Origin of the sequence: Limosilactobacillus coleohominis 101-4-CHN (genome assembly GCF_000161935.1) — a bacterium.
GTDB lineage: Bacteria > Bacillota > Bacilli > Lactobacillales > Lactobacillaceae > Limosilactobacillus > Limosilactobacillus coleohominis_A.
In genome coordinates this window covers 96,701-108,204 of record NZ_GG698806.1, presented here as the reverse complement: position 1 = coordinate 108,204, position 11,504 = coordinate 96,701, and the positions used below count along the sequence as shown (strand labels likewise).

General features: G+C 43.0%; 11 protein-coding genes, 1 pseudogene and 1 riboswitch. Of the genes and pseudogenes, 7 read left to right on the top strand and 5 right to left on the bottom strand.

Annotated features, from left to right (window positions below):
• Positions 1-43: 43 nt before the first annotated feature.
• On the top strand, positions 44-523 hold the full coding sequence (gene rlmH / locus HMPREF0501_RS07825; protein WP_006917466.1) for a 23S rRNA (pseudouridine(1915)-N(3))-methyltransferase RlmH: 480 nt from the start codon (positions 44-46) through the stop codon (positions 521-523).
• A 152-nt stretch (positions 524-675) separates the two neighbouring features.
• Positions 676-1,848 (top strand): iron-containing alcohol dehydrogenase, encoded by a 1,173-nt coding sequence (locus tag HMPREF0501_RS07820; protein WP_006917465.1) that lies wholly within the window; start codon positions 676-678, stop codon positions 1,846-1,848.
• Positions 1,849-1,921: 73 nt separating this feature from the next.
• Here HMPREF0501_RS07820 and HMPREF0501_RS07815 read toward each other — a convergent pair whose 3' ends face one another.
• The 4 genes from HMPREF0501_RS07815 to HMPREF0501_RS07805 are packed head-to-tail and all read right to left on the bottom strand — an operon-like array spanning position 1,922 to position 5,163.
• Complete coding sequence (locus tag HMPREF0501_RS07815) at positions 1,922-2,629, bottom strand: PTS sugar transporter subunit IIC (protein WP_006917464.1); 708 nt, start codon at positions 2,627-2,629, stop codon at positions 1,922-1,924.
• A gap of 5 nt (positions 2,630-2,634) precedes the next feature.
• Positions 2,635-2,952 carry a PTS sugar transporter subunit IIC gene (locus HMPREF0501_RS09325; protein WP_006917463.1) on the bottom strand — a complete coding sequence of 106 codons (318 nt, stop codon included), beginning with the start codon at positions 2,950-2,952 and terminating at the stop codon, positions 2,635-2,637.
• A 20-nt stretch (positions 2,953-2,972) separates the two neighbouring features.
• Positions 2,973-3,968: a D-2-hydroxyacid dehydrogenase gene (locus HMPREF0501_RS07810; protein WP_006917462.1), complete on the bottom strand. Its 996-nt coding sequence runs from the start codon at positions 3,966-3,968 to the stop codon at positions 2,973-2,975.
• Positions 3,969-3,981: 13 nt separating this feature from the next.
• The gene (locus tag HMPREF0501_RS07805; protein WP_006917461.1) at positions 3,982-5,163 is read right to left on the bottom strand and encodes an aminotransferase class I/II-fold pyridoxal phosphate-dependent enzyme; all 1,182 of its coding nucleotides are present in this window, start codon (positions 5,161-5,163) and stop codon (positions 3,982-3,984) included.
• 410 nt (positions 5,164-5,573) lie between these two features.
• On the opposite strand from HMPREF0501_RS07805, the gene HMPREF0501_RS07800 reads away from it, so the two are divergent.
• The 4 genes and pseudogenes from HMPREF0501_RS07800 to HMPREF0501_RS09195 all read left to right on the top strand — a co-directional run bounded on the left by HMPREF0501_RS07800 (position 5,574) and on the right by HMPREF0501_RS09195 (position 9,637).
• Positions 5,574-5,801 carry a hypothetical protein gene (locus HMPREF0501_RS07800; protein WP_006917460.1) on the top strand — a complete coding sequence of 76 codons (228 nt, stop codon included), beginning with the start codon at positions 5,574-5,576 and terminating at the stop codon, positions 5,799-5,801.
• A gap of 75 nt (positions 5,802-5,876) precedes the next feature.
• The gene (locus HMPREF0501_RS07795; protein WP_006917459.1) at positions 5,877-8,072 is read left to right on the top strand and encodes an ATP-dependent Clp protease ATP-binding subunit; all 2,196 of its coding nucleotides are present in this window, start codon (positions 5,877-5,879) and stop codon (positions 8,070-8,072) included.
• A gap of 101 nt (positions 8,073-8,173) precedes the next feature.
• A riboswitch (TPP riboswitch) is annotated at positions 8,174-8,266 on the top strand.
• 82 nt (positions 8,267-8,348) lie between these two features.
• A complete protein-coding gene (locus tag HMPREF0501_RS07790; protein ID WP_006917458.1) occupies positions 8,349-8,927 on the top strand; it encodes an ECF transporter S component in 579 nt (192 codons plus the stop codon).
• Positions 8,927-9,637: pseudogene (locus HMPREF0501_RS09195) on the top strand (TatD family hydrolase). The gene HMPREF0501_RS07790 and the pseudogene HMPREF0501_RS09195 overlap by 1 nt, the downstream one beginning before the upstream one ends.
• A gap of 55 nt (positions 9,638-9,692) precedes the next feature.
• On the opposite strand, the gene HMPREF0501_RS09280 reads toward HMPREF0501_RS09195, so the two are convergent.
• Positions 9,693-9,818, bottom strand: coding sequence for a hypothetical protein (locus tag HMPREF0501_RS09280; RefSeq protein WP_006917456.1), 126 nt, complete (start codon positions 9,816-9,818; stop codon positions 9,693-9,695).
• Positions 9,819-9,935: 117 nt separating this feature from the next.
• Between HMPREF0501_RS09280 and cls the strand changes: the two genes are divergently transcribed.
• The gene (gene cls, locus HMPREF0501_RS07780; protein WP_006917455.1) at positions 9,936-11,402 is read left to right on the top strand and encodes a cardiolipin synthase; all 1,467 of its coding nucleotides are present in this window, start codon (positions 9,936-9,938) and stop codon (positions 11,400-11,402) included.
• Positions 11,403-11,504: the final 102 nt, after the last annotated feature.

The following is an 11,504-nucleotide window of genomic DNA, read 5'->3' as shown; positions in this document are numbered from 1 at the left end:
CATGATGGTAAAATAGCAAGAAAAAGGTAAGGAATGAAGAATTTTGAATATTAAAATTATTGGTGTGGGGAAAGTCAAAGAAAAGTATTTTAAAGATGGAATTGCTGAATACCAAAAGCGCCTTGGGAGGTTTTGCAAATTTAAGATTGTTGAGGTCGCCGATGAACCGGCTCCTGAATCACTTAGCCAAAATGAAATGGTTGAGGTAATGGCCAAGGAGGGGGAGCGGATCCTTAGTAAGATTAAAGATCGCGAATACGTATTCGCGTTGGCGATTAAGGGAAAGGAACGTTCCTCAGAAGAATTTGCTAAGGAGATTAATCAGTTAACCACCTATGGACATAGCGACCTCACTTTTGTGATTGGTGGATCACTAGGATTAAGTCCAGCTGTTTTGAAACGGGCGAATACTGAAATTTCTTTTGGACGGTTTACGCTCCCGCACAAATTGATGCGGTTGGTCCTCACGGAACAAATCTATCGGGCATTTACGATTATTAACGGCTTACCTTACCATAAGTAATGTGATTGATTTTACAAGGTACAATTAGTTTATAACTCAGGATTCAAATGAAACAGATTGATAAAAATGTTTAGTTTCCTTTAAAATTGTGTTGATTTTCACAAAGTTGGTATTACAATCAATACTGTAATTAACTTATTGGAGGCAATAGCATGGAACGACAATTTGATTTCTTAATGCCAAGTGTAAACTTCTTTGGCCCGGGAGTAATTGCTAAAATTGGTGATCGGGCTAAGATGCTTGGAATGCACAAGGTCCTCGTGGTTACTGGTGGCCACATTGGCAAAATCGAAAATGGACCAGTTGATCAAACTGTTAACTCATTGAAGAAGGCCGGCGTTGAATACGTCATCTTTGATGGTGCAGAAGAAAACCCCAAGATTCGTGATATTAAGAAGGGTAAGCAAATCTATCTGGATGAAGGTTGTGATAGCATCATCACTGTTGGTGGTGGCTCCGCTCATGACTGTGGTAAGGGAATTGGAATTATTCTTACGAATGGTGACGATATTACTAAACTTGCCGGAATTGAAACGCTAGATAAGCCGTTGCCACCATTGATGGCGGTAAACACGACTGCTGGTACCGGTTCTGAACTGACCCGGCACGCAGTAATTACCAATGAAGATACCCATCTGAAGTTTGTGGTTGTTTCATGGCGGAACATTCCATTGGTTTCATTCAATGACCCAATGCTAATGCTGGATATTCCACAAGCAACGACTGCCGCAACTGGTTTGGATGCTTATGTTCAAGCAGTTGAACCATTCGTTTCAGTTGACCACAATGATATTACTGATAGCCAATGTGAAAAGGCTATTCAAATTATTCAACAATACTTACCAGAAGCGGTTGCGAATGGTCACAATGTTGAAGCACGGACCAAGATGGTCGAAGGGGAAATGCTTGCCGGAATGGCCTTCAATAACGCTAACTTGGGATATGTTCATGCAATGGCGCACCAATTGGGCGGTCAATATGATGCCCCTCATGGTGTTTGCTGTGCTTTGATGCTTCCAGTAGTTGAAGAATGGAACATCATTGCTTGCCCAGACCGTTTTGCTAAATTAGCCCAAATCATGGGTTATGACACAACTGGTATGACGACTATGGAAGCTGCCCACAAGTCAATTGATGGGATGCGTGAATTAGCTAAGTCAATCGGTATTCCGGATTCAATTAAGGCTATTGGCGCTAAGCCAGAAGACTTTGAATTAATGGCCAAGAATGCATTAAAGGATGGTAATGCATTCTCCAACCCACGGAAGGGAACTGTTGAAGAAGTTGTTAAGCTATTCCAAAAGGCTTACGACGGCATTTACTAAAATTAAAATACTTGATAACACAAAAAAAGGTGATCGATTTCGATCACCTTTTTTGTGTGTTTCACATGAAACATTATAGGTTTAGTTTTAGATCAGTTGGCTGAACAAAAGTAGTGCGTTTAACAAAGACGAAATTCATGAGCCAAGCACAGATTACCGGGATGATTACAAACACCAGGATTACCCGTAGCAGGAGGAATGAACCGGTGGAATGTTGGTAAGCAGTTAGTGGACCGATTAATCCCGAAAAACCAAATCCAGCGGAGAATGGTGTACCATTCATTTGGAAAAGTGCTGCGAACAAACCAGAAATACCTGAAGCAATAATGACTGTGATGAATAGTTTCGGTTTTTCAAGCATGTTGGCCATTTGAATCTTGGGTGAACCTAAGAAGTGCGCCAGGGTTCCACCAATCGGGTTCACAGTTGCTCCCATCCATGCCAAAGTAAAGGAACAGGCAACGATTCCAGCATTTGCGGCCCCAGATCCAACGCCGGAAAGCGAGATTGCCATTGCGATAGCAACGGAGGAAATTGGGGAGACAATCAGAACACCAAATAACATTCCGAGGACAATCCCCATTAATAGTGGTGACATATTAGTGGCAGCTTGGACTACCTGCCCAATTGCGTTTTGAATTGCAACCATTACGGGCATGGTAAGAAGGCTAATTCCACCAGCAATCAGTAATACTAATAGTGACTCTAAAATCATTTTGAACTGACCAAGAAATTGATCTAAAAAGATCACCACAATGGAGGCAATGAAGGTTGTTAACATAATGTTCAAAATAATTCCAGAACCACTAATGATAAAGGCGCCTTGTGGGGGACTGCGTTACCGGCAGCTACGAAGGTCGCCAGTGCCATCGAACCGACTTGTAAAGTGGTGAACTTTAAGATCATCCCCACCGCAAAAGCGGCAATGAAGGGGAAGGCGGCTTGCGCGAGGTTAATCATGTGGGTAATCCCAGTGGTAACCGAGTTAACCGGGCAAAATTGTAGTAATTGAGAGAGCAATGCACTCGGAATTAGCGCAATGACGATGGCAATGGCGTTTCCGTTAAGCGTGGCCATCGTTAATTCTTTGAGCTTGGCTTTCATAATTGTAATTTCTCCTTATCTTAATTGAATTCGTGAGGTGATGATTGACCATCAAGGATGGTTAAGACATCCGTTAAGGCAATTTCAACCATATTTTGTACTGCAATGTTGGTGAAAAATGCAATGTGCGGGGTCAGAATGACGTTGTCCATCGCATGAAGTTCTTTGACTAATGGGACAGCATCTAAACCGTCCTCGCGATGATCTTGATTGAAAATGTGTTCTTCGCCTTCAACCGTATCGAGGGCGGCCGCAGCAATTTCTTGATCTTTAAGCGCGGTGACTAGGTCTTGGGTGACGACAACAGGACCACGACTAGCGTTGACCAATCCGGCAGTGGGTTTCATTAACTTGAAATCATCGAGCGTAAGCAGGCCTTTGGAAGTATCGTTTAAGTCTACGTGCAATGAGACAACGTCAGATTGTTGCAGGAGTTCCTCTTTTGAAACGTATTCGACAATCCCATCCATTTCTTTTCGTGGTTTGACATCGTAGCCGAGCACTCGTGCATCTAACGCCTTTAGTAATTTAGCCAGGGTTCCCCCAATTCGACCAACACCAATGATCCCAATGGTTGCGGAATGAATTTCAGTGGCTTGCAGACCAGCCCACCGGTAATCGTTTTGAGCAACCCGGTGGTCAAATGCATATGATTTACGCAAAAGGCGGAAGATTTGCATTAAAGCATGTTCTGCAACGCTACGTGGTGAATATGCTGGAACGTTAGTTACTTTTAGACCGTTTTCATGTGCTAATGGAACATTGATCGTATCAACACCAGCTGTTCGGGTACTAATTTGTTTAAGCCCATTGGCTTTTAAAGCAGCGTAGGCGTTGTCAGGAACTTTGGCGTGTTGCTGGATGACTAATCCATCCATTCCCTTAGTCATCGCGATGGCTTCATCGTCGATAAATGGCTTAGAGGTAGTTACAACATCGATCTGGTGCTGTTCGGCAAAATCGTTGATCGCTTTTTGCTCATCAGGGCGGACACTAGTCATTAAAATTTTTGTCATAATTGAATTCCTCCTAGTTATTTAACATGTTTTTGATCCGGTCGACAGCTAATTTCAGGTTGTCCATGCTGGTAGCGTAGCTCATTCTTAAGTAACCTTCACCGCCATCACCGAAATATGATCCAGGAATAACGGTAACTTTACCTTCTTGAGCTAATTTAGTAGCAAAGGCTTCGTCGTCAGTACCATATTTGGCCGGTAATTTAGCGAAAACGTAGAAAGCACCATTTGGAGTTGCAACACCGAAGCCAAGATCATGCAATGCAGCTACTAAGAAGTCTCGCCGCTTTTCGTAGGCTGCTTTCATATCAAGGGTAGCTTGATGTCCTGCTTCGCTATCAAAGATTGGAACGGCAGCAGCCATTGCTGGATCAGAAGGGGAAGTAATCATGATTGAGTGAACCATCCCTAATCGTTTCATCAATTCTGCCGGGGCTGCCATGAAACCAATCCGGTAACCAGTCATGGCTCCAGACTTAGAGGCACCATTGAGGACGATGGTTTGTCCAGGAAGGAATTTAGCAATGGAGGTGTGTTGACCACCATAAATTAGCTCAGAGTAGATTTCATCAGCAATCACAATCAGGTTCGTATCTGCTAAGACGTCTGCAAGAGCCTTTAGTTGGTCAGCTGAATAAGTAACCCCGGTTGGGTTTGATGGGTAGTTTAAAACAATTGCTTTAACATTTTCGTGCTGGTCTAAGGCAGTTTGCAAGGCTTCCGGTGATAGTACGAAGTTGTTATTGCTGGTGTCAAGATTAATTGCTTCACCACCAAGAAGGTTAACGACTGCTTCATACAGTGGGAAGGTTGGTGTTGGGATCAAGACTTGATCACCAGGTTTGATAATGGCAAACAGGGCGGCGTAGATAGCTTCGGTTGCGCCAATCGTGACCGCAATTTCAGTTGTGGCATCATAATCGAGATCATAATGCTTCTTTAGATAGTTTGAAATTGCTTCACGTAAAGCCGGGGTTCCTGAACCAGCTGAATAGTGCGAGTCATTATCTTTGATACTCTCAATCGCAGCCTGTTTAGCAACTTCTGGAACATTGAAGTCCGGTTCACCAAGGGTTAATTTCACGATCCCGGGAATTTGACTAGCTTGATTATCAAACACCCGGATGGGCGTTGGTTGAACTCTAGAGAGGTTGGGATTGAATTGTTGACTAAGACTAGCTTTCATTTTTGGCATTGAAAAGTTCCTCCTTTAAATAAAAACCCGGGAATTGCATTTCTGCAACACCCGGGAGCGCTCGTTTCTTAAATGGTAGTATGCCAAATTAAGGTTGGTCAGCTTCCGGATGTATGAATCCTAGAAGCCATCACAAAAGGTTACTGACTCTAGGAGATGGAGTTCCAGAACCAGTAGCTAAACGCATTATTCAATTGAGAATAATTTAATGCAGTCATTTGTGTTACCTCATTTAATTTGATTAAGTACATTCTAATCGAAATCTAATGAATGTCAACATAAAATTTAAAATTCACAGGAAAGTATCATAAAAAAATATAAATTTATTCCACTTTTTTGTCATATTACACTTGTGGTATATCACAAATATGGTATAATAAAAACATAAAGTGTGAAGGAAGTGAGCGGTAATGCGGATTGATATTAAGAGCTATCTTAATGAAAATCACCTGACGATTTATCAGGTTGCAAAGACTTCCGGATACGGCTACACAACCTTACATAAGTCGTTTAACAAACAGCAATCAAAAGCCACGTCATTGAACTTACGAGATCTGGATGCAATTGCGCGTGCACAGCATCGACAGATGTGGCAAGTTTTACGCGATTTAGAAGAACACTATTTATTGGACGACTAATTCGGGTTAGCTGTATGATGAAGTTGATTCGGATGTAATTAAAAAAGCAATTAAACAAATAGGGAGGAAAGTATTATGGCACAAAACCCAAGAGACCCATTTGACAACGACATGAATGACATTTTTAACCAATTAATGGGAGGGATGAACGGCTTTAATTCAGATAACCGTCGTTACTTGATTAACGGCCGTGAAGTTACTCCTGAAGAATTTGCTCAATATCGCCAAACTGGCCAATTACCTGGTGGAGCAGCTCCACAACAACCTGGTCAACCAGGACCACAGCCAAATGAAGGCAAGGACAGTATGCTCCACAAGCTTGGCCGGAATTTGACGGAAGAGGCGCGCCAAGGCGAATTGGACCCAGTGATTGGCCGGAATAAAGAAATTCAAGAAACTGCTGAAATTTTAAGTCGGCGGACTAAGAACAACCCTGTACTTGTTGGTGATGCCGGGGTTGGTAAGACCGCGGTTGTTGAAGGCTTAGCTCAGGCAATTGTTGCTGGTGATGTTCCAGCACCAATTAAAGATAAGGAAATTATCAGTATTGATATTTCCGGACTGGAAGCTGGTACGCAATACCGGGGCAGCTTTGAAGAAAATATGCAAAAGCTGATTGACGAAGTTAAAAAGGCTGGCAATGTTATTCTCTTCTTTGATGAAATTCACCAAATCATCGGTGCTGGTTCGACTGGTTCTGACAGTGGCTCTAAAGGAATGGCTGACATTATTAAGCCAGCATTGTCACGGGGTGAAATCACGGTAATCGGGGCAACCACCCAGGATGAATATCGAAACACCATTATGAAGGATGCTGCTTTAGCCCGGCGGTTTAACCCGGTAACTGTCAACGCTCCAAGCAAGGCAGACACGCTTGCTATCCTGAAGGGAATTCGTGACTTGTACGAACGTCACCACAACGTTAAGTTACCAGATGACGTTCTTCAAGCAGCAGTTGACTACTCTGTTCAATACATTCCACAACGGTCACTTCCTGACAAGGCAATTGACCTGATTGATATGACGGCTGCTCACCTGGCTGCTAAGCACCCGGTAAAGGACGTTAAGGAAATCGAAAAGGAAATTGAAAAGGAAGAAAAGAAGCAAAAGGACGCTGCTAAGAAGGAAGACTACAAGGCTGCTCAAGAAGCTAAGGACAAGATCGCTGATTTGAAGAAGCAAATTAAAGATCACTCCAAGCAAGAAGAAGTCACTGCTACACCAGAAGATGTGGCTGCCGCAGTTGAACAAATGACGGGTATTCCAGTTTCTAAGATCGGTGCTAGTGACGTTCAACGCTTGAAGGAAATGGACAAGCGGCTTGAAGGTAAGGTCATTGGTCAAGACGAAGCTGTTGAAGCTGTTGCCCGGGCTATTCGGCGGAATCGGGCCGGCTTTGACGAAGGCAATCGGCCAATTGGTAGCTTCCTCTTCGTTGGTCCAACTGGGGTTGGTAAGACCGAACTTGCCAAGCAATTAGCCCTTGATATGTTTGGTTCTAAGAATGATATTATCCGGCTGGATATGTCAGAATACTCTGACCGGAATGCGGTTTCTAAGCTAATTGGTACGACTGCTGGTTACGTAGGTTACGATGATAACTCCAACACCTTGACTGAAAAGGTTCGTCGTCACCCATACTCCATCATTCTCTTGGATGAAATTGAAAAGGCAAACCCACAAGTTATCACCTTACTTCTCCAAGTCTTAGATGATGGTCGGTTAACTGATGGTCAAGGGAACACCGTTGACTTCAAGAACACGGTCATCATTGCGACATCCAATGCCGGTTACTCCAACGATGCACCAGTTAAGCTCGGTGACGAAAAGGATGAAGAAGATTTGATCAAGAAGTTGACCACTTACTTCCGTCCAGAATTCTTGAACCGGTTTAACGCGATTGTTGAATTCCACAGTTTGACAAAGGACGATTTGCAAAAGATTGTTGATTTAATGATTGCGGATGTAAACAAGACGTTGGCTAAGAAGGATATGGACGTTAAGGTCACACCAACGGCAAAGAAGTTCTTGATTGACGAAGGTTACGACGAAGCCATGGGTGCACGTCCACTGCGGCGGGTCATCGAACAACAAATTCGTGACAAGGTTACGGATTACTACCTTGACCACCTTGATGCAAAGCACCTAGTTGCTGAAATGAAGGATGGCAAGCTGGAAATAGTTGACGCCAAGGATGCTGCTGATGACGACAGTGATCAATACAAGGCCGACGAAAAGAAAGATGATCAAAAGGCTGACGACCAAGACTAGTCGTTAATGATAAGGGAGTGGGGAAACGAACTAGGCAAGCTAGTTCTTTCCCACTCTTTTTTTTGGCTCTGCGATGTGGTATGATCATCGTTGTAAAAAAGTTAACCTGTCTGGGGTGCTATTTAGTTAGCTGAGAAATACCCATAGAACCTGATCTAGTTAATACTAGCGGAGGGAGACAGCAATTATTTGATGTGAAAATATCCAATAATGGCTTCTCCGTGATGGGGGAGCCTTTTTAAGTATCAACGTTATTAGTATGCAAAGGAGATTTTTATGTTTAAACGTTATACACATTGGAATTTAGCATCAGTTATTCGGGTAGCCCTAGTCGGGATCCTATTTGGAGTTATCTATATGTTGTTGATTAATACAGTTTATAACTCCGTTAAATTACTCCTAACTCCATTCGGCATTGGACCGTTAGTTGATACGATACTTTCGGGATTGTGGTATATGGCTGGACCAATTGCAATCTATTTAGTGCCAACAATTGGGTCTGCCGTGGTTGGTGAGACGATTGCTTCCATGGTGGAAATGTTTCTTGGCGGTCAGTGGGGAGCATTGACGATTATGGAAGGTTTAATTCAAGGGGCCGGAAATGAATTAGGATTCTTTCCGAAAAAGTCCCGTTATGAACGGTGCAGTTGGGGGAGTGTCCTTTTGGGGTCCTTTGGTGCCCACTTGGGTGGCTTTATCCCGTCGTACTTTATTTATGGGTGGAACCACTTCAGTGTGAGTTTACAAATGGCGATGTTTATTACTGGAGCACTGTCCTCATTAGTCTTTGATGGGGTGCTTGTAAAGTTAATTATGAATTTACTGGACCGGGCATTGTCCCCTGAGGTTCGTTAATGTTAATTGATATCCATTGTCATAACGATGAGCATCAGCAGATTATTCAGGTGCAGCAGCAACATCAAATGAAAAGTACGATTAGTTCGACAAGTAACGCAGAGTATGAAAGAAATCGGCAAGTTGCTAATGCTCAACAAAAATTAAGTTATGGTGTTCATCCATGGCAAGCAAGGCAGGAAACGATCGACACGGATTTATTAGCGAGTGTTTCAGTGATTGGTGAAATCGGACTGGATACGACGTGAACAGAAGTGCCGTTAGCTATTCAACGTCCAGTATTTCAAAAACAATTGGAATTAGCAGCTATGAATCATAAACCAGTTGTTTTGCATGTTAAGGGTTGTGAGCGGGAACTTTTGGAGGGGATTCATGAGTTTCCAGATGTTCATAAGCTGGTTCACTGGTATTCATCAAAACGTTACCTACAACAGTATCTAGCAGTGCCGAATACTTGGTTTTCGGTAGGCCCTGATGTCTTTAATGATTCGGCAGTTCAAAAAGTTGCTCAACAGGTTCCTGCGGAGCTGATTTTTATTGAGAGTGATGGCTTAGAAGGAATTTCCTGGGCGCAGAACAAACCGCTTGATGAAATTGATTATTGGCAGACGATGCAGCGTCTGTATGATGAGGTGGCTCATTTGAGAAAGCTAACCGCAATTGAATTAGAACAACAAATTGAACAAAATTGGCAGCAGTTTTTTGCTTAGCAAAAGGGATCATCTCCGCAAGTCACGTTCACGACTTCGGTGATGATCCCTTTGGTTAATGATTCTTAAAGTAGTAGGCTAAGGCAATTAAAGCGACCAGCACAATGATGGCCAGTACTGGGTTTTGGTTAAACAGCATATGAAAAGCGCGGATTTGACCAACGGCCAATTCTGAAAACATAAATAACCACCTCGTTTGATTTTGAACTATTATACATGAATTAGTGATTTGGTTCAGGGTGAGGAATGCGTTAAAATTATTATAAGTGATTTTATCGGGTAGAGGAGGACAGCAAGCATGGTATTGACGTGGAATATTATTCGTGTTGTCCTCATTATTATTGTGCTGGTGAACGAAGTGGCGGCGCTTTTGACCGTCTTTCGGGAAAAAAGAGATATCGCGGCAACCTGGGCATGGCTCCTTGTTTTGACACTCATTCCAGTAATTGGATTTATTGCGTACGCCTTTCTCGGTCGAAAACCAACCCGCCATCGGATGGAAAGAATTCAAAGTGCCACCCAGCTAGAGCTGACGGAGGCCATTGAAGAACAAAAAAAGAAGTTTGCTAATATGATGAAACCGAAAAAGCAAACCCGGCGCACCTATTGGCGGACGGTGATGTTATTTCAAAACCTCGATGATGCTTTTTTTACCCGGCATAATAATGTTGAGATCTTTAATGATGGGCACAAGTTATTTCGCCAAATGTTTAAAGATATTGAAGCAGCGAAAAAGAGCATTAATATCGAGTTTTACACCATTTATAATGACCAAATCGGTAATCAGTTGCGGACGATTCTGGAACAGAAAGCCGCAGAAGGGGTCGAAGTACGGGTTCTCTATGATTCTTGGGGTTCCCGAGGCGTCAAGCCGAGTTTTTATAACCATCTACGCGAAAACGGTGGCGAAGCTGCACAATTCTTAATGACGCGGAGTAACCTTTTTGACTTCCGGATTAATTATCGGGATCACCGAAAGATTGTCACAATTGATGGCCGCATCGGTTATGTTGGTGGCTTCAACGTTGGTGATCAATACCTGAGCCGGGTAGCGAAGTTTGGCTACTGGCGGGATACTCACCTCCGGCTGATTGGAGGGACGGTTTATTCACTTCAACAACGATTTATTCGTGACTGGAATGCCACAATGCAGGGAACTGACAAACAAATCCTACACTATCGGCGCTTTTTCCCACCAATTAAGGTTGAAAATGGGACCACCCCAATGCAGATTGTTTCCAGCGGTCCTGATACACAGTTGGAAACGATTAAACTTGGTTATTTGCGACTCATTAATGCAGCTCAGGACCATATTTGGATTCAAACACCATACCTAATTCCGGATGACAGTATGATTGATGCACTAAAGGTAGCTGCCCATTCAGGAATTGATGTCCGGATTATGATTCCGTGCAAGCCTGATCACCCATTTGTTTACCGCGCAACGCAATACTATGCATGGATGCTCGCCAATGAAGGGGTCACGATTTACTACTATGACAATGGCTTCATGCATGCTAAAACCGTCATGATTGACGGCAAAATGGCTTCGGTTGGGTCTGCCAACCTTGATTACCGGAGTTTCAAGTTAAACTTTGAAATCAACAGTTTTATCTATGATTCACGGATTGCTGATCAGCTTGAACAAATTTTTATGGAAGATGTTCGGCATAGTCATGTAGTTACGCCAGCAATGTTTGCCCAACAACCACGATGGTTACGTTTTAAGCAGACGGCTTCGCGATTGTTGTCGCCAATTTTATAAGTTTTAAAGAAATTATTGACAGCGCTTTCGTAGAGGGATAAGATGAACAGTGTAGTTAGGTGTTATTACTTTGGGTAAGCATGGATAGCTACTTAATTGTGT

Excerpts from the sequence above, each read along its gene's own strand:
- HMPREF0501_RS09280 (WP_006917456.1), bottom strand. The coding sequence starts at position 9,818 with ATGTTTTCAGAATTGGCCGTTGGTCAAATCCGCGCTTTTCATATGCTG.
- cls (WP_006917455.1), top strand. The coding sequence starts at position 9,936 with ATGGTATTGACGTGGAATATTATTCGTGTTGTCCTCATTATTATTGTG.
- HMPREF0501_RS07815 (WP_006917464.1), bottom strand. The coding sequence starts at position 2,629 with ATGTTAACAACCTTCATTGCCTCCATTGTGGTGATCTTTTTAGATCAA.
- HMPREF0501_RS07790 (WP_006917458.1), top strand. The coding sequence starts at position 8,349 with ATGTTTAAACGTTATACACATTGGAATTTAGCATCAGTTATTCGGGTA.
- HMPREF0501_RS09325 (WP_006917463.1), bottom strand. The coding sequence starts at position 2,952 with ATGAAAGCCAAGCTCAAAGAATTAACGATGGCCACGCTTAACGGAAAC.
- HMPREF0501_RS07795 (WP_006917459.1), top strand. The coding sequence starts at position 5,877 with ATGGCACAAAACCCAAGAGACCCATTTGACAACGACATGAATGACATT.
- HMPREF0501_RS07810 (WP_006917462.1), bottom strand. The coding sequence starts at position 3,968 with ATGACAAAAATTTTAATGACTAGTGTCCGCCCTGATGAGCAAAAAGCG.
- HMPREF0501_RS07820 (WP_006917465.1), top strand. The coding sequence starts at position 676 with ATGGAACGACAATTTGATTTCTTAATGCCAAGTGTAAACTTCTTTGGC.
- HMPREF0501_RS07800 (WP_006917460.1), top strand. The coding sequence starts at position 5,574 with ATGCGGATTGATATTAAGAGCTATCTTAATGAAAATCACCTGACGATT.
- HMPREF0501_RS07805 (WP_006917461.1), bottom strand. The coding sequence starts at position 5,163 with ATGCCAAAAATGAAAGCTAGTCTTAGTCAACAATTCAATCCCAACCTC.